Origin of the sequence: Mycolicibacterium septicum DSM 44393 (assembly GCF_000455325.1) — a bacterium.
Taxonomy (GTDB): Bacteria; Actinomycetota; Actinomycetes; order Mycobacteriales; family Mycobacteriaceae; genus Mycobacterium; species Mycobacterium septicum.
Window position 1 is genome coordinate 347,314 of record NZ_HG322952.1, and the last position, 21,333, is coordinate 368,646.

Consider the following 21,333-nt stretch of genomic DNA (forward strand, 5'->3'; position numbering starts at 1 on the left):
TTCCACGCGGCACGAGGCACCGCGACGTGTCTAGTGCCTGCCGCCGCCCTCGGAGAGGAAGCCGAGCAGATCGTGGCGGGTGAGCACCCCGACGGGCTTGCCCTCCTCGACCACCATCACCGCGTCGCACTCACGCAGCGTCTTGGCCGCGGTCGAAACCAACTCCCCCGCACCGATCAGCGGCAACGGCGGGCTCATGTGCTCGGCGACCGCATCGGCCAGCTTCGCCCGGCCCTCGAACACCGCGGACAGCAGTTCGCGCTCGGACACACTGCCTGCGACCTCGCCCGCCATCACCGGAGGCTCGGCGCCGACCACCGGCATCTGCGAGACGCCGTATTCGCGGAGGATGCCGATCGCGTCGCGCACCGTCTCCGACGGGTGGGTGTGCACCAGGTCGGGCAGCGCCCCGGACTTGCCGCGCAGTACGTCGCCGACGGTCGACTGCTCGATCGAGCCGTCCAGCCGATTGCGCAGGAACCCGTAGGACGACATCCATGCGTCGTTGAAAATCTTTGAGAGATAACCACGTCCGCCGTCGGGCAGCAGCACCACGACCACCGAGTCCGGGCCGGCCTTGCGGGCCACCTCGATCGCGGCCACCACTGCCATGCCGCAGGATCCACCGACCAGCAGTGCCTCTTCGCGGGCCAGTCGCCGGGTCATGTCGAACGAATCGTTGTCGGAGACCGCGATGATCTCGTCGGGCACCGAAGGGTCATAGGCCGACGGCCAGAAGTCTTCGCCGACGCCTTCCACCAGGTAGGGGCGCCCGGTTCCGCCCGAGTACACCGAGCCCTCCGGATCGGCGCCGATGATCTTCACCTTCCCGTCCGATACCTCTTTGAGGTAGCGGCCGGTGCCCGTGATGGTGCCGCCGGTGCCCACGCCCGCCACGAAGTGCGTGACCGTGCCGTCGGTGTCGGCCCAGATCTCCGGACCCGTCGTCTCGTAGTGGCTTTCCGGACCCATCGGGTTGGAGTACTGGTCGGGCTTCCAGGCGCCGTCGATCTCCTCGACGAGACGGTTGGAGACGCTGTAGTAGCTGTCCGGGTGGTCCGGCGGCACCGCCGTCGGGCACACCACGACCTCAGCACCGTAGGCGCGCAACACATTCTGCTTGTCCTCGCTGACCTTGTCGGGGCAGACGAAGATGCACTTGTAACCGCGCGTCTGGGCCACGAGCGCCAGACCGACGCCGGTGTTGCCGGACGTCGGTTCGACGATGGTTCCGCCCGGCTTGAGCTCACCGCTGGCCTCGGCAGCGTCGATCATCTTGGCCGCGATGCGGTCCTTGGAGCTGCCGCCGGGGTTCAGGTACTCGATCTTGGCCAGGACCCTGCCGGACCCTTCGGGGACAACTGAGTTCAGCTGGACCAGCGGGGTATTGCCGATGAGCTCACTGATGTGCCTGGCGATGCGCATGCGTCAATGGTCTCAGGCCCGCCGAAACCTCACCAGGTGGCCTCTCGAATGTATTCGCCGATCTGGCGCAACGAGCGCTTCGCTTCGGACACCAGAGGCGACGCGAGCTGGAAGACATGCATCTGACCGGGCCAGATCCGGAGCTCGACGGGAACCCCGGCGGCGGCCAGCATGTGCGCGGCCTTTCGCGCATCGCTGAGCAGAACCTCCGAGCCCGACGCGTGGATCAGCGTGCGGGGCAGACCGGACTCGACATGGTCGAGCGGTTCATAGACCTGTTCGCCCTTGCGCTTGGCTGCCGCCTCGATCAGTTCGACGAGGGCGTCGAAGGCCTTGGCGGGGAACATCGCGTCAGTGTGCATGTTCGGGTGGTTGGCCCGTGACTCGTTGTCGATCTCGAACAGCGGCGACATCGTCACCAGCGCGGCGGGCATCTCGCCCTCGTCGACCAGGCGCTCGGCCAGCGCCAGCGACAGGTAGCCGCCCGCGGAGTCGCCGGCCAGCACGATCTGGTCCGGCTCGTAGCCGGTCATCCGCAGCCAGCGGTAGGCGTCGTAACAGTCGTCCATCGCGGTGCCCACCGAGTGCTTGGGCACCATCCGGTAGTCGACTACGAGCACCGGACTGTCGGCGTACCCCGAGAGCGCCGTGACGATCCCGGAGTGCGTGTTGGCCCCGCAGGCCAGGAACGCACCGCCGTGCAGGTACAGGATGACGCTGCGTTTCCCGTCGGCCGGCAGCACACCGTCGGCGCGCACCAGCTGCGCCTTGCAGTTGGGCAGCGCGATGGTGGCCTTGATGGTCCCGGGCACGGGACGGATCAGCCGGGCGGCGAAATTGACCAGCCCGAACGGCCACGGCAGATGCGGTACGTGGCTACCAATTGCCAAGGTCGGCTTGATTGTCAGCATGGCCGCCAGCGAAACCAATCGCCCTGCCAGGCTCGGGCCGTCCTCGACCACCTCGACGGGCGCGCCGTCACTGACCGGAAACCTACGCCCGCGGAGGGCCCTAGCTGGGGTTATTCCAGCATGATGAGACCTGGCTACCTTGCTCGGTGCAGTCATCGTCACCACTTCCTACGTCTTTGTAGTGCTAGGTGAGCTTCGTCACTCAGACAACCCGGGTAACTTAGCTTGACATCCGTAAACAGTTCAACAGTCAAATAAACTGAATTGATACCGGACTTGATACAGCACCGTGATCGCCACGCTGAAGCGCCACGCAGACAACCCGTCCGATCGCCTTAGACTGATCACGTGGGTTCAAGCCGAAGTGCTCCTCACGTGCGCGTCCCGCGCCGTTCGACAATCGCCCTCGCCGCTGCGGCGACGCTGGCGTCTACCGGATCGGCCTATATCGGAGCACGCAACCTGCTCAGTGGGCAGGCTGACAAGGCACGTCAGGTCATACCCAAGTCCTGGGACATCCCGCCCCGCGCCGACGGCGTGTACCTCCCCGGTGGCGGGCCGGTCGAGAAATGGGAACGCGGAGTCCCGTTCGACCTGCATCTGATGATCTTCGGCGACTCCACGGCCACCGGATACGGCTGCCGCGTGCCCGACGAGGTGCCGGGAGTGCTGATCGCGCGCGGCGTGGCCGAGCAGTTCGGCAAACGAGTCCGCTTGAGCACCAAGGCGATTGTCGGCGCCACGTCCAAGGGCTTGTCCGGCCAGATCGACGCCATGTTCGTCGCGGGTCCGCCGCCGGATGCCGCCGTGATCATGATCGGCGCCAACGACATCACCAAACCCAACGGCATCGGGCCGTCGGCGCGACGGGTCGGCGACGCCGTCCGCCGGTTACGGGCGGCGGGAGCCGTCGTCGTGGTCGGCACCTGCCCTGACTTCGGGGTGATCACCGCCATCCCTCAACCGTTGCGCACCGTCGCGCGCAACCTCGGCCTGCGCCTTGCCCGCGCCCAGGCCGGCGCCGTGCGAGCGGCCGGCGGCATACCCGTGCCGTTCTCCGATCTCCTGGCCCGGGACTTCCACAAGGCCCCTGACCTGCTGTTCTCCGAGGACATGTTCCATCCGTCGGCGGCCGGATACGCACTGGCGGCCAAGCAGTTGCTGCCCGCGCTGTGCACTCTCCTCGGCGAGTGGGACGGTGACGCGGCGCTGGAATCGGGAGCCGCCGACACCGGGACGCTGCTGACCCGCCTGGGCAGTGTCAGCAGGCTGTGGCGCCGCTCAACCGGGGTGCCCGCACCCATCGTGGTACCCGCGGGCTAGTTTCAATCTGAGTTTTCTAAGCCATTCGATTAGCAGGAGCCGTCATGCCTGAAGCCGTCATCGTTGCCACTGCCCGCTCTCCGATCGGCCGGGCCGTCAAGGGCTCACTGGCCACCATGCGTCCCGACGACCTGGCCGCGCAGATGGTGCGCGCCGTGTTGGACAAGGTGCCGTCGCTGGATCCCAAGGACATCGACGACCTGATGATGGGCTGCGCCCAGCCCGCCGGTGAAGCCGGCTACAACATCGCCCGCGCCGTGGCCGTCGAGCTCGGCTACGACTTCCTGCCCGGCACCACCGTCAACCGGTACTGCTCGTCGTCGCTGCAGACCACCCGGATGGCCTTCCACGCCATCAAGGCCGGCGAGGGTGACGTGTTCATCTCCGCGGGTGTCGAGACGGTCTCCCGCTTCGGCGTCGGTGCCGCCGACGGTGCCCCCAACAGCAAGAACGCGCTGTTCGAAGAGGCGCAGGCCCGCACGATCACGCAGGCCGAGGGCGACATCAAGTGGCATGACCCGCGCGAAGACGGCCTCATCCCGGACGTCTACATCGCCATGGGCCAGACCGCCGAGAACGTCGCCACCTTCACCGGTATCAGCCGGGAGGACCAGGACCACTGGGGCGTGCGGTCGCAGAACCGCGCCGAAGAGGCCATCAAGAACGGATTCTTCGAGCGCGAGATCGTTCCCGTCACGCTGCCCGACGGCACCGTGGTCTCCACCGATGACGGCCCGCGCGCCGGCACCACCTACGACAAGATCAGCCAGCTCAAGCCGGTGTTCCGGCCCAACGGCACCATCACCGCGGGCAACGCGTGTCCGCTGAACGACGGTGCCGCCGCCGTCGTCATCATGAGCGACACCAAGGCCAAGGAGCTGGGGCTGACCCCGCTGGCGCGCATCGTCTCCACCGGCGTCTCGGGCCTGTCCCCGGAGATCATGGGCCTGGGCCCGATCGAGGCCATCAAGAAGGCCCTCGGCAAGGCAGGCAAGAAGATCTCCGACATCGACCTGGTCGAGATCAACGAGGCCTTCGCCGTGCAGGTGCTCGGCTCGGCCCGTGAACTCGGCATCGACGAGGACAAGCTGAATGTCTCCGGCGGCGCGATCGCGCTGGGCCACCCGTTCGGCATGACCGGTGCCCGCATCACCGCCACGCTGCTGAACAACCTGTCCACCTACGACAAGACCTTCGGCGTCGAGTCCATGTGTGTCGGTGGCGGCCAGGGTATGGCGATGGTTGTGGAGCGCCTCTCCTAATTTTGTTTTTCGCCGACCGTGCACTCAGATCGTGAATTCACGCAATCTCACGATCTGAGTGCACAGTCGCGGTCCAAGCCCGGGCAACTCGCCCGAGAACATCTGCAGTCGAGTGCCGCTTGGCGACTCTGACTCGCGTCCAGCCGAGCTCATCGAGATCCTCTGAGCGAACAATGTCGTGGGCGAACTGCCCTGGGTCCAGACGATGGTGGTCACCGTCGTACTCCACAGCCAGCCTGTGTTCTTCCCACCCCATGTCGAGGTAGTACCGCCGACACCCGTCGACGCTCGTCACGGGAATCTGTGTCATCGGTCGCGGATACCCGGCCCGAATCAGCAAGAGCCGCAGCCACGTTTCCCTCGGCGATTGTGAACCCGGATCGTAAAGTTCGAGCGCACTGACCAACTGCCGCATTCCACGGGCGCCTCGATGCCTCTCCATGGCGAATGCCAACACGTCGTCGGCCCTCAATCGCGTGGCATTGCCGAGCGCGTCAAGACGCGCAACCGCATCATCGAGGTTTCTACGCCTGCCTATGTCGAATGCCGTCCGCACCAGTGTGGTGAGCGGAAGGCCGCGACGTTCGGTCACTTCGTCGTCGGCGAGTTCGCCCACCTTGTGTGTGACGATGCCGCGCGGCGGCCGACGATTCCGCCAGATCAACTCGATCGGCAGCGTGCCGTCGACGTACTGAGCACCGTGCAGCGCTGACGCGCTGAGTCCTGCCACCACTCCCCCGCGACGCGACCACAACCAGGCCGCAGTTGCCCGATCGTGAATCGTCATCTCGACATCGCGCAGGGTGTAGACATCCGGGAACACAGCGGTGAAAGGCCCACTGCGACTGCGTAGGTGGTGCTTGCGCACCAACCCCGCCGCGACGGCCTCACTGCCGACGAATGGAGTGCGCATCGTCCTACCTTCACCCCACCAACCTGACGCTGGCTCAACCGATTACGACATCTGGGGATGAACTGCACGCTGTGGATAGCCCACCGACGCCGAGTGTGCGCTGAGAGTGTGAAATCGCCCGAATTCACACTCTCAGCGCACACTCGGCGCCTCGGCGCAAAAGAAAAAGGCGCCCGCAATCGCGGACGCCTTTCTCGGGGCAGGGTTGCTAGTCGTTGTTGAAGTACGACAGCAACCGCAGGATCTCGATGTACAGCCAGACCAGGGTGACGGTCAGGCCCAGGGCGATGCCCCACGCGGCCTTCTCCGGCGCGCCGGCACGGACCATCTGGTCGGCGGCGTCGAAGTCGATCAGGAAGCTGAACGCCGCCAGGCCGATGCACAGCAGCGAGAAGCCGATGGCGAGCATGCCGCCGTCACGCAGGCCCAGGCCCGCACCGCCGCCGACGCCGAAGATCGCGAGCACGAAGTTGAGCAACATCAGCGCCAGGACGCCGAACATGCCGGCGACGATCATGCGGGTGAACTTGGGTGTCACGCGGATGGCGCCGGTCTTGTAGACGACCAGCATGCCGAAGAACACGCCCATGGTGCCGACGATCGCCTGCGCGATCATGCCGACGCCGCCGACCGAGGTGATGTTGGCGATGATGAACGAAATGGCACCGAGGAACAGGCCCTCCAGCGCCGCGTAGCTCAGCACGATGGCCGGGCTGTCCTGCTTGCGGCCGAACGTCGCGACGAGGACGAGCGCCAATCCGCCGAGCGCGCCCACGAGGGCGAACGGCGTCGCCAGCGCGAGGTTGCCTGCCACCAGCACGTAGGAGATGACTCCGACGACCGACAGCACAGCGAGGGTGATGCCGGTCTTGGTGACGACGTCATCGATGGTCAGCGGCCGAGAAACACCGGTCTGCGGCTGCTCGAGGTACTCCTGCGCGTAGGGCTGCGCATGCACCTGCTGTGCACCGTAGCCTGCGGCTCCGGTACCGAATTGTGCGTATCCGCCCTGCTGCTTCGGCAGGCTGCGGAATACCGGGTTGCTGGATTCGCGCACCGTCGGGTTCCTCTCCTATGAGATGTTCGCTTACGAACTAGTAGCTCAACGATCGATGTTCCTGGCGGGTTCCCGGCGAGGCCAAAAGACTCCCAGGAAACTTCCAGGTTTGATCTTGAGGCAAACCCTACCCGTAGCGCACCGTCCCTGGGGGCCCGAACTAGATTGCAACTCGTGACAGAAAACGAGGACGTCCTAGTAAGTGTCCGCAACGGCGTCGGCATCCTCACGCTGAACCGGCCCAAGGCGATCAACTCGCTCAACGATGCGATGGTCGCGGGCATGTCCGAGGCGCTGCACGCCTGGGAGAACGACGACACAGTTCACACCGTGCTGCTCACCGGTTCCGGCGAACGCGGCCTGTGCGCGGGCGGCGACGTGGTGGCGCTCTATCACAGCGCCAAGGAGGGCGGCGCCGACGCGCGTCGGTTCTGGTACGACGAATACCTGCTCAACGCCTACATCGGCAGCTATCCCAAGCCGTACGTGGCGTTGATGGACGGCATCGTGATGGGCGGCGGCGTTGGCGTCGCATCCCATGGCAGCGTCCGCATCGCCACCGACACCACGAAGATGGCGATGCCCGAGGTCGGCATCGGCTTCATCCCCGACGTCGGTGGCACCTATCTGCTGTCACGGGCTCCCGGTGCGCTGGGATTGCACGCCGCGCTCACCGGTGCACCGTTCTCCGGGGCCGACGCGATCGCCATGGGTTTCGCCGATCACTACGTGCCACACGACAAGTTGGCCGACTTCACGGAGTCCCTCATCGCCGACGGCGTTCAGAACGCCCTGGCCACCTATGCCCTCGAACCGCCCGCGAGCCCGCTGCTGGATCAGCGCGGCTGGATCGACGAGTGCTACGCGGGCGAGAACGTCGCCGACATCCTCGCCGCGCTGGGCGGCCACGACGCAACCGCTGCCCACGATGCCGCCAAGCTCATCGCCACCCGCTCCCCCATCGCCCTGGCCGTCACGCTCGAAGCGGTGCGCCGCGCGGCCGGGCTGGAGACACTGGAGGACGTGCTGCGCGAGGAATACCGGACCTCGTGCGCGTCGGTGAAATCCCATGATTTCGTCGAGGGCATCCGGGCCCAGCTCGTCGACAAGGACCGCAACCCGCAGTGGTCCCCCGCCTCGATCGCAGCGGTCACCCCCGCCGACGTCGAGGCGTACTTCATTCCGGCAGACCCCGACCTGACCTTCCAGGAGGAGAACAAATGAGTGAGTTCGAGACGATCCTGGTGACCCGCGTCGAGCGGGTCGCCACCATCACGCTGAACCGGCCGAAGGCGCTCAACGCGCTCAACACCCAGGTCATGACCGAAGTGACCACCGCCGCAGCCGAACTCGACCGTGACCCGAGCGTCGGCGCCATCATCGTCACCGGCAACGAGAAGGCCTTCGCCGCCGGAGCCGACATCAAGGAGATGGCCGAGCTGTCGTTCGCCGACGTGTACTCGGCCGACTTCTTCGAGCTGTGGTCGAAGTTCGCCGCGACCCGCACCCCGACGATCGCCGCGGTCGCCGGGTACGCGCTGGGCGGCGGCTGCGAGCTGGCGATGATGTGCGACATCCTGATCGCCGCGGATTCGGCCAAGTTCGGTCAGCCCGAGATCAAGCTGGGTGTACTGCCGGGCATGGGCGGTTCGCAGCGGCTGACGCGGGCGATCGGCAAGGCCAAGGCGATGGATCTGATCCTCACCGGCCGCACCATCGACGCCGTGGAAGCCGAGCGCGCAGGCCTGGTTTCGCGCCTGGTGCCCGCGGATTCACTGATCGACGAGGCGCTTGCCGTGGCCGCGACCATCGCCGGGATGTCGCTGTCGGCCTCGCGGATGGCCAAGGAAGCGGTCAACCGCGCCTTCGAGTCCACCCTGGCCGAGGGATTGCTCTACGAGCGCAGGCTGTTCCACTCGGCGTTCGCCACTGCCGATCAGAAGGAAGGCATGGCGGCGTTCTCGGAGAAGCGCGCCGCAAACTTCACCCATCGCTAAGGTCGACGGGTGACCGAGACCGCCGAACCCGAGGCCGACGCACCCGAAGTCCAGTCAGGTGACGCAGACAAACCTGTCTGGTGGGCCCGTCATTACACGTTCTTCGGGACGGCGTTCGGCCTGGTCTTCGTCTGGTTCTCGCTGACGCCGTCGCTGCTGCCCCGCGGCCCGCTGTTCCAGGGTCTGGTCAGCGGCGCGGCGGGTGCGACCGGTTATGGGCTGGGCGTGTTCGGCGTATGGCTGGTGCGCTACATGCGTTCGGCGGAATCCAGTCCGCGGGCACCGAAGTGGGCCTGGCTGTCCCTGCTGGCCGTCGGCATCGTCGGCCAGGTCCTGATGATCGTCTACTTCCACGTCTGGCAGGACGAGATCCGCGACTTCATGGGTGTGCCCCGGCTGAAGTTCTGGGACCACCCGTTGACGGCGGTGCTGTCGCTCGTGGTGTTGTTCGCGTTCGTCGAGGTGGGCCAGTTGATCGGCAGGCTGGTGCGGTTCCTGGATCGCAAGCTGGATCGCTTTCTGCCGCCACGGGTTTCGGCCGTTGTGGTGGTGGCGTTGCTGCTGGCGTTGAGCATCGCGTTGCTCAACGGTGTGGTGGTCCGGGTGGCGATGGACACCATCAACCGGACGTTCGCGGCCGTCAACGACGAGAACGATCCCGACTTCCCCGCCCCGATGTCACCGCTACGCTCCGGCGGCCCGCAGTCGCTGGCCAGCTGGGAATCGCTGGGCCATCAGGGCCGGGTTTTCGTCTCGGCCGGCCCTACCGTGCAACAGCTTTCGCGGTTCAGCGGCAAAATCGCGGTCGAGCCGATCCGGGCCTACGCCGGACTGCATTCCGCTGACGGCATCAAGGCGACGGCGGCGTTGGCCGCCAGGGAATTACAGCGCACCGGCGGGCTGAACCGCGCGGTGATCGCAGTGGCGACCACGACGGGCACGGGCTGGATCAACGAGGCCGAGGCCTCGGCGCTGGAGTACATGTACAACGGCAACACCGCGATCGTCTCGATGCAGTACTCGTTCCTGCCGAGCTGGCTGTCGTTCCTGGTCGACCAGGAGAACGCGCGCCAGGCCGGACAGGCGCTGTTCGAGGCCGTCGACACGTTGGTCCGCGCGATGCCCGAGGACAAGCGGCCCAAGCTGGTGGTGTTCGGCGAAAGCCTGGGATCGTTCGGCGGCGAGGCCCCGTTCCTGTCGCTGAACAATCTGGTCGCCCGCACCGACGGCGCGCTGTTCTCGGGTCCGACGTTCAAGAACACCATCTGGACCACGCTCACCCGCGATCGCGACGCCGGTTCACCGGAGTGGCTGCCCATCTACGACAACGGCGAGAACGTCCGATTCGTCGCGAAAGACGAGAATCTGAACCGGCCCGAAGCGCCGTGGGGCCACCCCCGCGCGGTGTATCTGCAGCACGCGTCCGACCCGATCTCCTGGTGGACGCCCGACCTGCTGTTCGCCAAGCCGGACTGGCTGCGGGAACCCCGTGGGTACGACGTGTCCCGCCGCATGGAGTGGATTCCGGTGGTGACGTTCCTCCAGGTGTCGGCGGACATGGCAGTGGCCGTGGACGTTCCCGACGGGCACGGCCACGTCTACGTACAGAACGTGGCCGATGCGTGGGCCGCAGTGCTGCAGCCGCCGGGGTGGACACCGGAGATGACCGCAAAGCTGCGCCCGATGCTGAGCAGCAACGAGAACGCCTGAGCGCCGGCTGTTTACACCTGGCCGGCGGCGACCAACGCGTGATAGCCGCCGACGACGTCGGTGGACCGGTGCAGACCGAGGTCGACCAGCGAGGCGGCGGCCAGGCTCGAGGTGTAGCCCTCCGAGCAGAGGATCACCCAGTAGACGTCGTCGTCGACGGCCTGCGGAATCCGCGCGTCACTGGTCGGATCGCAGCGCCACTCCAGCACGTTGCGTTCGATGACCAGCGCGCCGGGCACCGAGCCCTCGGCGGCGCGCTGGGCGGCCGGGCGGATGTCGACCAGCACGGCACCGGAATCCAGCGCGTCGGGAAGTTCTGAAGCGGGCAGCCGGTGCAGCCGGGTGCGGGCCTGCTCCAGCACGGTGTCGATGCGGCTCATCGCTATCCCTCCGGCGCGTCGGTGAGTTCGGTGCGGTTGCGGCGCAAGGTGTTCTGCGGCGTCACCTCGTAGTAGGACATCGCGGTCAACGGCGGCGAGTACGCATGAACGCTCAGCGTCGGACCCGAGATGGCCGCCGGCGCATGCACCACGTCATGCACCCACCCCAACGGGAACGCCGCCTGATCGCCTGCCGTGAACCGTCGCTTCCGTAAAATCTCGCCGTCCCAACGAGTTTCGCGCAGTGCGCCGGACACCACGGTCAGCGCACCCAGGGATCCGCCGTGGTCGTGCAGTTCGGTCGACTTGTCGGGCACCCAGCTGATCAGCCAGACCTCGATCTCGTCGTCACCGGACAACCGCGTGTACCAGCGGTCCTCCTTGGGCAGTCTCCGCAACAGCCGGTCGTAGCGGCCGGACAGCACTTCGTCGGCGGCATGGTCGGTGGCGTGCAGAAGGTCGGGCAATCGCAGCCGCGTGGGCGCGGAGACAGCAGGAACGGGCGCGAGCGTGGACAGCATGAGAGAAACTCCAAGGATGACGGCGGAACAGGGCAGACGGGCGCGCTAGCAAGCCCGACAACACTCCTGGAATCCGGTCCCTTCCGTCACGGCCGCCAGTGTTGCATAGATTGGCGGGATGCGCCGTTACACGTGGACCACCCGCCTGACCGCCGGAGCCGCCGCTGCGGCCGGCCTGAGCCTGCTGATCGGATGCTCGACGGACGCTGGCAAGGACCAGTCCGGGGCATCCACGGCACCTTCCCCACAGGCGACGACGACCGCCGAGGCGGCGACGCCGACGGCCAAGCCCGGTGAGGTTGCGACGTCGCCCGGCGGGGTCACTACCGCCGTCGGCGCGGATGCGCAGTCCACCGAGGAGGAGTACTTCCAGGCCTGTCACGCCGCGAAGCTCTGGATGGAGACCAAGGGCGGGGACCTCAAGGCACAGATCGAGCCGTATCTGGCGAGCGTGCAGGCCCCCGATGCGGCACCGGGGCCGGGCACGTACAACGTGGCGTGGGGCCAGCTCGAGCCGGGGCGTCAGGCCGCGGTCATCGTCGCGGCGCGGGCAGCGGCCGACGAGCTCTGCAGCTAGTTCGAATCACGCTGCGGCGAATCCCCCGGTTTGCCGGTCTGAGCGGCCACCCAGGCGCGGCCCCGCTCGACGGCCACGTCGAGGGCGCCGAAGATCCGATCCGACGCCGGCACGACACCGTCGTCGCCCAGCAGGTCATCGAGTCCACCGCGCCGCAGCACCTCCGCGGTGCCGGGGTTGACCCCGGAGATGATCAACCGGCCGTTGTTGGCCGTCAGTTGGCCGGCCCATCGGCGTAGCGCCTTGATCGTCACCGACGACGGCACGTCGGGCAGCGCCCGCAGGCTGAGCACCACGACGGCGTTTGTGGTGCCGTCGGCGCGCGGCCATGTCTCGTCGATCCGGGCCACCTCGGCGAACAGTCCCACCCCGGCGTAGTGCAGCACGGTGACGTCGTTGCTGGCGCACCGCTCGGGCACGGGGGCCTGCTGCCAGCCGCCGTCCGGTGCCGGTGTCAGCGCGACCAGTTGTGCGGTCTCGGCCACCTTGGCGCAGTAGAGGACCAGCGAGGTGATCACGCCGATGACGATCGCGGTGTGCAGCGGTAGTTGGGTGGTGGCGGCGAAGGTGACCAGCATCGCCACCGCCGACAGCGGCGCGACCCGCAGCACCAGCTTGATGTCGGGCAGCCGGCCGACGATGAGTTCGGCTCCGATCACCAGGATCAGCCCGCCGATCACGGGCATCGGGATGATCTCCGCGGCCGAGCCGGCGACGAGCACCAGCAGGGCAAGCCAGAGCCCGGCGAAGATGCCGGCCCACCGGGTCTGGGCACCCGCCGACGTCGCCACCCCGGTGCGTGACAGCGAGCCGCCGGCCGGCAGCGCACCGAACAGTCCGCCCGCCACATTCGCCGCGCCCTGCGCCAGGAAGTCTCCGTTCATGTTGGTGCGGCTGCCGTCCGGGTTCGGTACCGCGGCAGAGATTCCCGCGGCCTGAGCCAGCGCGACGAGGGCCACGGCCACGCCGCCCACGATCAGTTCGGGCATCGCGGCGAAGTTCGGAACCGTCACCGGCGGAAGCGCGTTCGCGATCGACGCGATGTCACCGACGGTTTCGACGTCGATGTGCGCGACGGCCACCACCGCGGTCACCACGACGAGCGCCAGCAGCGTCGCAAACGATTCGAGCGGCTTGATGAAGTGGAACACCGCCCACACCGCGACCGTGCCCAGCGCCACCGCGACGGCGGCCGGATGCCACAGCCCGATGTGCGCCAGCGAGTCGATGAACTTGCCAATGGTGTTGCCGCTCTGCGGTTTGTAACCGGTGGCGTCGCCGAGGACGCCGGCCACGATCTGCAGGGCGATCCCGGTGGAGAAGCCGGTCATCACGGCGTTGGAGACGAAGTTCATGATCGAGCCGAACCGCAGCAGACCGAACAGCAGCATCACAGCGCCGACGACGAGGGCCAGCGCGGCCACGTTGGCCGGATCCTGCGGATCCAGCCCGGCCTCCTTGAGCACACTGCGCGACGTCAGCGCGATCGCACTCGTCAGCGTCGTCACCATCAGTACCGTGCGGGCGAACAGCGACCCGATGATGCCGGGCATGATGCCGGCGTAGATGCCGGTGACGGGGTTGAACCCGCCGATGCTGGCGTAGGCCATGCCCTCGGGTATGGAGAACAGACCCGTGACCAGTCCTGCGATGACATCACGGGGCTTGGGACGGCCCAGTTTCCGAGCGAATGTTGGCGCACCCACGGGTCAACCCTGTCACGGATGAGGCCGTCTGGGGCGGCACTTCACCGGTTGCACCACAATGGAGGTATGCGTGTTGCTCTGGCTCTCGGCAGTGGCGGAGCTCGCGGCTACGCGCACATCGGCGTGATCAACGAACTGCACGACCGCGGTTACGAGGTCGTCGGGGTATCCGGGTCGTCGATGGGCGCGCTGGTCGGCGGCCTGCACGCGGCAGGCAAGCTCGACGAGTTCGCCGAATGGGCGCGGACTTTGACTCAGCGGGCGGTGTTGCGGCTGCTGGATCCGTCGATCTCGGCGGCCGGGATCCTGCGCGCCGAGAAGATTCTCGACGCGGTCCGCGACATCATCGGCGACGCCACGATCGAAGGACTGCCGATCCCCTACACCGCGGTCGCGACCGACCTGATCGCGGGCAAATCGGTGTGGCTGCAACGCGGCCCGTTGGATTCCGCGATCCGGGCATCGATCGCCATCCCCGGAGTGATCGCGCCGCACGTGCTCAACGGCCGGCTTCTCGGCGACGGCGGCATCCTCGACCCGTTGCCCATGGCACCGATCGCCGCGGTCAACGCCGACCTCACCATCGCGGTCAGCCTGTCCGGCGGCGACCCGGGCACCGCGCCCACACCCGAGGATCCGGAACGGCGCCCCACCACCGAGTGGCTGAACCGCATGATGCGCAGCACCTCGGCCGTGCTGGACACGGCGTCGGTGCGGGCCATGCTGGACCGGCCGACCGCTCGGGCCGTGCTCAGCCGGTTCGGGGCGTCGATCCCGCCCGAGGACAGTTCCGAACCGGCCGATGAGGACCCCGACAGCCCGGTCGACGATCCAGATGGGCCTGAGGTACCCGAGCCGGCCGATGTGCCGAAGCTGGGCAGCTTCGAGGTGATGAACCGCACCATCGACATCGCCCAGGCCGCACTGGCCCGGCACACACTCGCCGCCTACCCGCCCGACCTGCTGATCGAGGTACCGCGCACCGCGTGCCGCAGCCTGGAATTCCACCGCGCCGCAGAGGTCATCGAGGTGGGGCGGCAGCTGGCCGCCCGGGCGCTCGACGGCTGAATCAACCCTTGAGGAAGGCGGCGACCTCAGCGGCCACCCGCCGGCCCTGAGCACGCCCGGCGTGCGCCGACGGCACCCGGCACTCCGGGTCGAGCGGGTTCTCACCGAAGGCCGCCAGGGCGTCGTCGTCGGCGAAGATCCCCAGCGACCGTCCGTCGAAGCCGTCGACCTCCTGCGCCGCGCCACTACCGAATGGCGACGGTGTCGAGCGGCCCTGCGGCACCAGCGCCACCACGGTGTCGCAGTCGGCGGCCAGCGCCATGTTGACCGCGCTGCCGATGCCGCCGTCCATGAACCGGCGGCCGCCGATCGTGACGACGGGCCACACCGCGGGCACCGCACAGCTGGCGGTGACAGCGTCGACCAGCGACACCCCGGAGTCGCGATCCAGCGTCACCAGCTCGCCGGTGTCGATGTCGACGGCCGAGATCCGCAGCACCCGGTCCGGCCAGTCGTGCGACGGCAGCCGGGCTTCGATGACCTTGCGCCGGACCGCCGGGTCGATCGTGGCGGTGTCGAGCGCGACGGCACCGATCTGCTGCAGCTTCTGCGCCTTGGTGATGTTGGGCGTCAGCACGGCTTTGACGAACAGGTCGGTCACGGTGTCGATGCTTATCGCGGGGTCCAGCTCGGCCGATTCCGCACCGATCTGGCGCTCGAACAGCTCCGCCAGGGGCACGCCGCTGCCGATCTGCGCGGACACTGTCGAACCCGCCGACGTACCCACCAGCACATCGGCGGTGAGCAGCGCGTCGGCGGTTTCGGGAGATTCGTCGGCGATGCCCTGCAGGATGCCGGTCTCCCAGGCGATCCCTGCGATACCGCCACCGGCGAGGACCAGTGCACGTTTGGAAGTCACGAAGGTCGAGTCTGCCAGGGCCCCGAAAGTCGCAGCTAAGCGTGCTGCGATGCGGCCACCTGCGCGGACAGGTCGTCGCGGTGTAGCAGGTGGCGAGGCGGATCCGGAAACGCGACCCGGGTGTCGATCCGCAGATCCGCGTCGACGTGCACCAGTTCGCCGGGGGCGATGAGCCGCCAGTCCTCGCCGTCCATCGGCTCGCTGGCGAACAGCACCGACGGCTGCGAGGTCAGGTGCTCGGATTCGGCCCGGATCCGGGAGCTGCGCAGACGCAGGCGCCGTTGATCGGGGTGCCTGCGGTCGAGCACATACAACTCGTGGGTGTCCGGGTAGCGCAGGGCCCACATGTCGGTGGCGGTGCTGAGCAGGAGATTGACGGCGTAGATCGGCACGTTGTCGGCCAGCCAGCCGATGGCGTCGACGACGGCAGCGCCGACGTCACCGTCATGAGCCCGGACGGCGGCGGTGATGAGGGCGAAGACGCGCTCGGAGTCGGTCTGGCCTCCGACGAGGTCCGCCACCCCGAGCTCGCGGATCCGCTCGTCGAGCGTATCCAGGCCTTCGACGACACCGTTGTGCGCGAAGATCCGGTCCTCTTGGAGAAAGGGATGGGTGTTCGCCACATCGAGCGCCCCCGTCGAGGCGTAGCGGACATGCGCGATGAAGGTCGTCGCGGTGACATCGTGTGCCTCGGTGGCGAATTCGGAATCCTGCCATGCCGCCACGGGTTCCTTGTGCAGCGCGGCGACGCCGTCGGCACCGAACACGCCCAGGCCGGTGCCGTCGGGGTTACGCCTGCTCTGCTCGGCGAGATTGTCGGGCGCATCCAGCAGCCAGAAGGTCGCCGGCACCAGCCGGCGACCGGCGTGCAGACCGAACAATCGGCACATGACCTCAGCCCACCCGATGAAGTGCCATGATTTCCGATAGTAGCCGGGCGAGAGAGGGAGACACCATGACATCCGACCTCGGGCCTACCATGCGGGCGGAGCGCTTCTACGCCGACACCAAACGGGTTGTGGTGGAAGATGTTCCGATTCCCGAGCCAGGCCCGGGCGAGGTTCTGGTGAAGGTGGCGTTCTGCGGGATCTGCCATTCCGATCTGAGCCTGATCAACGGGACCTTCCCCGCGCAGGCCCCGGTGGTCACACAGGGCCATGAGGCGTCCGGAACCATCGCCAGGCTCGGCCCGGACGTCACGGGCTGGGCCGAAGGCGACCGCGTCATCGTCGCCGCCGGCCGGCCCTGCATGGAATGCCCCAATTGCGGGCGCGGCGATATCGCCAACTGCATGCGAATCCGGTTGATGGCCTTCGCCTATGACGGGGCGTGGGCCGAATACACGCTGGCTCAGGCGGTCGGGCTCACGCGCGTGCCGGACAACGTGCCGTTGGAGCAGGCCGCGATCCTCGCCGATGCGGTGTCGACGCCGTACGGCGCGGTGGTGCGCACCGGCAAGGTCGGGATCGGCGAGTCGGTCGGCGTGTGGGGCCTGGGCGGGGTCGGCACCCACATCGCCCAGCTGGCCCGGCTGGTGGGCGCGGTGCCGGTGGTGGCCGTCGACATCAAACCCGAGGTGCTGGAGCGGGCCCTGGAACTCGGTGCCGACTATGCGTTCGACGCCGGCGACGAGCGGCTCGGCGAGAAGATCGCCGAGGTCACCGGGGGCCGCGGGCTGGATGTGGCGTTCGACGCGGTGGGCCTCAAGTCGACGTTCGAGCAGGCGCTGGGTCAGCTGACGGTCGGCGGGCGGTTGGTCGCGGTCGGGATGAGCGCGCAGGAACCCACGATCGGCCCGACGTCGATGTTCGGCCTGACCCAGAAGCGGGTGCTGGGGCACCTGGGTTACCAGAACGTCGACATCTCCACCTTGGCGACGCTGGTGTCTCTGGGCAGGCTGGACCTGTCCCGTTCGATCAGCGAGATCGTGTCCCTGGAGGACATCGCGCTGGGCATCGACAAGCTGGAACGCCAGGAGGGCAATCCGATCCGAATCCTGGTGCGGCCCTGAGCCTTAGCTCGGGCCGGATGGCCGGCTCAGCCGGCGAGTTTTGGAGCGGCCTTACCGCTGATCAGCGGCAGGTCGGGGTAGGTCACCACACCGGGTGCCGCGGCGCAGACCGCGGGGACCGAGTTGACGCAGTGCGCCGCGGTGGCGACGACGCCGGACTCCGGGCCCTCCTCACCGGCCTCGGACTGGAAGCCCTTGATGATGACGGTGAAGTCCGGGTTACCACGGACCTCCATCTCGTAACGCTGCCCCGCCGGGCCGAAATTCCATGCGGGGTCGAGGTTTTCCTCGCCCATCAGCCAGTTCACCGTGACCCGCACGACGGGTTCGCCGTCGACGAGGGCCTCCCAGTGGAACTTGCGGCCGGCGACCTGGCCGGGTTCGATCACGCCGATCGGCGAGTCGATGGGCGCGGTGGCCACGGCGATCTCCTGGGTGGCGCGGATCCGCGGGTCGATCTTGAACCCGACGTGGTCGACGACCATCTTGACGGCCTGGATGAAACCGCCGTCGAGCATCTTCTGCATCGGTCCGCTCAGCGCGGTGTCGGGGGTGCCGCCGAATCCCATGACATGGCGCACAACGTCGGGTGCCTCATAGGTGCGCAGGTCGGAAAATTCCTCGGCGCGAACGAAGTTCACCCCGGTGGCCATCGCGGAGAGCACCAGCGGGAACTTCTCGCTGATCCCGCCGGGCGCGATGCCGGTGCCGTGCAGCGTGGCGTTGCCTTCCAGCGCGGCGGCCCGCATCGGCGCGGCCTGCTTCTCGCTCGGGTACAACCAGCCGACGGGGGTGATCACGTTCTTGCCCGAGCGCAGCAACGCCGCGACCTCGTCGGGGTTGGGAATGAGCGGCGAGTAGATCACCGCGTCGGCGTCCAGCGCCAGGATCTCCTCGGCGCTGTTGGTGGCCGTGACACCCAGCGGGTCGGTGCCGATGATCTCGCCGACGTCTTTGCCGTTCTTGGCGTCCGAGTGCACCCAGCAGCCGACCAGCTCCAGGTCAGGGTGTTCGAGCACACCCTTGATCGCGGCCACGCCGACCCCACCGGTTGCCCACTGCACGACGCGTAACGCCACAGACCCTCCTCGGCAGAACTAGAACACGTTCTACTTCAGGTCTACACCACCGTCGTCGTCAGCGGAAGTATGTTCGCGCCGCGCCACGTACGAGATCAGAAGCACCACCAGGACCGCGGGCAGAAACGCGGGCACCGTCAGCAAAAGGGAATGGTCGGCGAGATAGGTCATAGCACTTCGACGAGGCAGGCCGGCCAGATGTGACTGTCACATCTGCACCGCCTACCCCGTCTGACGGATATGCAGACGAAATTCATTCAGGCCGTCGTGGTGGTGGCGGCGTTGAGCATGCTGGTGACCGGGGTGTGGATGCGCATCGACCCGGCGTCGTTCGCGCAGTGGGCCAACTGGCCCAATCACGTCCACTTCCTGCACGACGCGGGTGTGTTCCAGATCGGGATCGCCGTGACGATGCTGTTCGCGCTCTGGTGGCGCGACGTGATCGCCGTGGTGCTGACGGGATTCCTGGTCGCCAACACCCTGCACGCGGTCAACCACTTCCTCGACCGCGATGGCGGCAATCCGGCGAACTGGTGGCAGCTTGGGGTGTTATCACTGCTGGCCGCGGCGGCGTTGGTGGTGCGGCTGCGGCAACTCCAGTTGAAGACGGTTGACCCAGTTTCGCGATGAAGTAAGTTCCGTTGCATGGCTAACAAAGTGTTCGTCGTCGGTGTGGGGATGACGAAATTCGAGAAACCAGGGCGGCGCGAGGGTTGGGACTACCCGGACATGGCGCGCGAGTCCGGCACCAAGGCACTCGAGGACGCGGGCATCTCTTACGACCAGGTGCAGCAGGGCTATGTCGGGTACTGCTCGGGCGATTCCACCTCGGGGCAGCGCGCGCTCTACGAACTGGGCATGACCGGGATCCCGATCGTCAACGTCAACAACAACTGCTCCACCGGATCGACCGCGCTTTACCTTGCCGCACAGGCGATTCGCGGCGGCCTGGCGGATTGCACGATCGCGCTCGGCTTCGAGAAGATGCAGCCGGGCTCACTCGGCGGCGGCGCGCAGGACCGCGAGTCCCCGCTGGGCAAGCACGTCAAGGCGCTGGCCGAGATCGACGAGTTCGCCTTCCCCGTCGCGCCGTGGATGTTCGGCGCGGCCGGCCGCGAGCACATGAAGAAGTACGGCACCACCGCCGAGCACTTCGCGAAAATCGGCTACAAGAACCACAAGCATTCGGTGAACAATCCGTACGCGCAGTTCCAGGACGAGTACACGCTCGACGACATCCTGGCCGCCAAGATGATCTCCGACCCGCTGACCAAGCTGCAGTGCTCCCCCACCTCGGACGGCTCGGGTGCGGCGATCGTGGCCAGTGAGGCCTTCGTCGACAAGCACGGACTCGCCTCGCAGGCCGTCGAGATCGTCGGGCAGGCGATGACCACCGACTTCGCCTCGACCTTCGACGGCAGCGCCGCCAACATCATCGGCTACGACATGAATGTCAAAGCTGCCCAGCAGGTTTACGCGCAGTCCGGCCTCGGGCCTGAGGACTTCCAGGTCATCGAGCTGCACGACTGCTTCTCGGCCAACGAACTGCTGCTGTACGAAGCCCTGGGCCTGTGCGGCGAGGGTGAGGCGCCGCGGCTGATCGACAACAACGACACCACCTACGGCGGCCGCTGGGTGGTCAACCCCTCCGGTGGGCTGATCTCCAAGGGCCACCCGCTCGGCGCGACGGGCCTGGCCCAGTGCTCCGAGCTGACCTGGCAGTTGCGCGGCACCGCCGACAAGCGTCAGGTCGACGGCGTCAACGCGGCCCTGCAGCACAACATCGGCCTCGGCGGCGCGGCGGTCGTGACCGCCTACCAGCGCGCCGAGCGGTAACTTTCCCTCGCGAGCAGACGCGGCGGTACCCAATTCCAGGCATTTTCGGGTACCCAAGCGTCTGCTCGCGGGAGAAACTCAGCCCGTCAGCATCGCGTCGATCAAACGGCGCAGCACCTGCCTGATCTCGCGGCGGGCCTTCTTCGGATCCTCGGCGGTGGCGATGACCATGGCGGCCTCGTCCAGGGCGCCGATCAGCACGTGTGCCAGGGCTCGCACCGGCTGCCGGGCCAGCTGACCCGCCTTGATCGCCTCGGCCAGCAATTGCTCGGTCATGCCGAGGCTGTAGCGCTGGGCGACATCGCGGAACCCGGCCCAACCGAGCACACTCGGGGCGTCGAGCAGGATCAACTGCCGCACCTCGGGGTCACCCGACACCTCCAGCCAGGCATCGACCGCGGCCCGGATCGCGTCGGCCGGCGTCGACGCACCCGACGACGCCACCTCGGTCGCCAACCGGGCCATCACGTCCTGCTCGACGACCTCCACCACAGCCAGGAAAAGCGCTGCCTTGTCGGCGAATTGGTGATACATCGCGCCGCGGGTCACCCCGGCGGCACTGGCGATCTCGGGGGTGCCCACCTCGGCATAGCCACGTTCGCCCCACAGCTGCCGGGCAGCCGAGATCAACGCCTCGCGGGTCGCCGCGGAACGCTCTTCCTGAGTACGTCTCTTGTTTTCCATACACCCTGTTGGTA

Annotated in this window: 22 protein-coding genes; 10 read left to right on the forward strand and 12 right to left on the reverse strand. The window is 67.4% G+C overall.

The features are described 5' to 3' along the window. Positions 1-30: 30 nt before the first annotated feature. Both TX88_RS21615 and TX88_RS21620 read right to left on the reverse strand, forming a co-directional pair. On the reverse strand, positions 31-1,425 hold the full coding sequence (locus TX88_RS21615; protein ID WP_044519961.1) for a cystathionine beta-synthase: 1,395 nt from the start codon (positions 1,423-1,425) through the stop codon (positions 31-33). A gap of 29 nt (positions 1,426-1,454) precedes the next feature. Beyond that, entirely contained in the window at positions 1,455-2,492 is a 1,038-nt protein-coding gene (locus TX88_RS21620) for an alpha/beta hydrolase (RefSeq protein WP_044521573.1), read from the reverse strand. Between the two features lie 192 nt (positions 2,493-2,684). On the opposite strand from TX88_RS21620, the gene TX88_RS21625 reads away from it, so the two are divergent. Both TX88_RS21625 and TX88_RS21630 read left to right on the forward strand, forming a co-directional pair. Further along, positions 2,685-3,659 carry an SGNH/GDSL hydrolase family protein gene (locus TX88_RS21625; protein WP_409365888.1) on the forward strand — a complete coding sequence of 325 codons (975 nt, stop codon included), beginning with the start codon at positions 2,685-2,687 and terminating at the stop codon, positions 3,657-3,659. Positions 3,660-3,703: 44 nt separating this feature from the next. Beyond that, positions 3,704-4,921 (forward strand): acetyl-CoA C-acetyltransferase, encoded by a 1,218-nt coding sequence (locus tag TX88_RS21630; protein WP_044519963.1) that lies wholly within the window; start codon positions 3,704-3,706, stop codon positions 4,919-4,921. A gap of 37 nt (positions 4,922-4,958) precedes the next feature. Here the strand turns inward: TX88_RS21630 and TX88_RS21635 are convergent, their stop codons facing one another. Then, positions 4,959-5,834, reverse strand: a complete 876-nt coding sequence (locus tag TX88_RS21635; protein ID WP_044519964.1) for an endonuclease domain-containing protein — start codon at positions 5,832-5,834, stop codon at positions 4,959-4,961. 208 nt (positions 5,835-6,042) lie between these two features. Further along, positions 6,043-6,891 carry a Bax inhibitor-1/YccA family protein gene (locus TX88_RS21640; RefSeq protein WP_044519965.1) on the reverse strand — a complete coding sequence of 283 codons (849 nt, stop codon included), beginning with the start codon at positions 6,889-6,891 and terminating at the stop codon, positions 6,043-6,045. 174 nt (positions 6,892-7,065) lie between these two features. Here TX88_RS21640 and TX88_RS21645 point away from each other — a divergent pair, with 174 nt between their 5' ends. From TX88_RS21645 to TX88_RS21655, 3 genes are read left to right on the forward strand one after another with little or no spacing between them, the layout of a single operon-like run. Beyond that, entirely contained in the window at positions 7,066-8,115 is a 1,050-nt protein-coding gene (locus TX88_RS21645) for an enoyl-CoA hydratase/isomerase family protein (protein WP_044519966.1), read from the forward strand. Then, on the forward strand, positions 8,112-8,888 hold the full coding sequence (locus TX88_RS21650) for an enoyl-CoA hydratase (RefSeq protein WP_044519967.1): 777 nt from the start codon (positions 8,112-8,114) through the stop codon (positions 8,886-8,888). Before TX88_RS21645 ends, TX88_RS21650 begins: the two co-directional genes overlap by 4 nt. A 9-nt stretch (positions 8,889-8,897) precedes the next feature. Beyond that, a complete protein-coding gene (locus TX88_RS21655; protein WP_044519968.1) occupies positions 8,898-10,598 on the forward strand; it encodes an alpha/beta hydrolase in 1,701 nt (566 codons plus the stop codon). A gap of 11 nt (positions 10,599-10,609) precedes the next feature. Here TX88_RS21655 and TX88_RS21660 read toward each other — a convergent pair whose 3' ends face one another. Together TX88_RS21660 and TX88_RS21665 are read right to left on the reverse strand one after the other, a co-directional pair. Then, a complete protein-coding gene (locus tag TX88_RS21660; protein ID WP_044519969.1) occupies positions 10,610-10,978 on the reverse strand; it encodes a rhodanese-like domain-containing protein in 369 nt (122 codons plus the stop codon). A gap of 2 nt (positions 10,979-10,980) precedes the next feature. After that, positions 10,981-11,499, reverse strand: coding sequence for a cysteine dioxygenase (locus TX88_RS21665; protein ID WP_044519970.1), 519 nt, complete (start codon positions 11,497-11,499; stop codon positions 10,981-10,983). Between the two features lie 118 nt (positions 11,500-11,617). On the opposite strand from TX88_RS21665, the gene lpqV reads away from it, so the two are divergent. Then, positions 11,618-12,076 (forward strand): lipoprotein LpqV, encoded by a 459-nt coding sequence (gene lpqV / locus TX88_RS21670; RefSeq protein WP_044519971.1) that lies wholly within the window; start codon positions 11,618-11,620, stop codon positions 12,074-12,076. Here the strand turns inward: lpqV and TX88_RS21675 are convergent. Next, on the reverse strand, positions 12,073-13,782 hold the full coding sequence (locus TX88_RS21675; RefSeq protein ID WP_044519972.1) for a SulP family inorganic anion transporter: 1,710 nt from the start codon (positions 13,780-13,782) through the stop codon (positions 12,073-12,075). The genes lpqV and TX88_RS21675 overlap by 4 nt on opposite strands. Positions 13,783-13,800: 18 nt before the next feature. Between TX88_RS21675 and TX88_RS21680 the strand changes: the two genes are divergently transcribed. Then, complete coding sequence (locus TX88_RS21680; RefSeq protein ID WP_044519973.1) at positions 13,801-14,850, forward strand: patatin-like phospholipase family protein; 1,050 nt, start codon at positions 13,801-13,803, stop codon at positions 14,848-14,850. A 1-nt stretch (position 14,851) separates the two neighbouring features. Here TX88_RS21680 and TX88_RS21685 read toward each other — a convergent pair whose 3' ends face one another. Together TX88_RS21685 and TX88_RS21690 are read right to left on the reverse strand one after the other, a co-directional pair. Continuing rightward, entirely contained in the window at positions 14,852-15,709 is an 858-nt protein-coding gene (locus TX88_RS21685; protein WP_044519974.1) for a patatin-like phospholipase family protein, read from the reverse strand. 35 nt (positions 15,710-15,744) lie between these two features. Beyond that, entirely contained in the window at positions 15,745-16,599 is an 855-nt protein-coding gene (locus tag TX88_RS21690; protein ID WP_044519975.1) for a class II glutamine amidotransferase, read from the reverse strand. A gap of 65 nt (positions 16,600-16,664) precedes the next feature. On the opposite strand from TX88_RS21690, the gene TX88_RS21695 reads away from it, so the two are divergent. Next, a complete protein-coding gene (locus tag TX88_RS21695) occupies positions 16,665-17,720 on the forward strand; it encodes a zinc-binding dehydrogenase (protein ID WP_044519976.1) in 1,056 nt (351 codons plus the stop codon). 26 nt (positions 17,721-17,746) lie between these two features. Here TX88_RS21695 and TX88_RS21700 read toward each other — a convergent pair whose 3' ends face one another. Both TX88_RS21700 and TX88_RS34575 read right to left on the reverse strand, forming a co-directional pair. Beyond that, the gene (locus TX88_RS21700; RefSeq protein WP_044519977.1) at positions 17,747-18,799 is read right to left on the reverse strand and encodes an NAD(P)H-dependent amine dehydrogenase family protein; all 1,053 of its coding nucleotides are present in this window, start codon (positions 18,797-18,799) and stop codon (positions 17,747-17,749) included. A gap of 30 nt (positions 18,800-18,829) precedes the next feature. Further along, positions 18,830-18,970 (reverse strand): hypothetical protein, encoded by a 141-nt coding sequence (locus TX88_RS34575; RefSeq protein WP_167333305.1) that lies wholly within the window; start codon positions 18,968-18,970, stop codon positions 18,830-18,832. Between the two features lie 69 nt (positions 18,971-19,039). Between TX88_RS34575 and TX88_RS21705 the strand changes: the two genes are divergently transcribed. Both TX88_RS21705 and TX88_RS21710 read left to right on the forward strand, forming a co-directional pair. Continuing rightward, a complete protein-coding gene (locus TX88_RS21705; protein WP_044519978.1) occupies positions 19,040-19,429 on the forward strand; it encodes a hypothetical protein in 390 nt (129 codons plus the stop codon). Positions 19,430-19,444: 15 nt separating this feature from the next. Continuing rightward, positions 19,445-20,635: a lipid-transfer protein gene (locus tag TX88_RS21710; protein ID WP_044519979.1), complete on the forward strand. Its 1,191-nt coding sequence runs from the start codon at positions 19,445-19,447 to the stop codon at positions 20,633-20,635. A gap of 78 nt (positions 20,636-20,713) precedes the next feature. On the opposite strand, the gene TX88_RS21715 is transcribed toward TX88_RS21710, so the two are convergent. Then, positions 20,714-21,319 (reverse strand): TetR/AcrR family transcriptional regulator, encoded by a 606-nt coding sequence (locus TX88_RS21715; protein ID WP_044519980.1) that lies wholly within the window; start codon positions 21,317-21,319, stop codon positions 20,714-20,716. Between the last annotated feature and the right edge of the window lie 14 nt (positions 21,320-21,333).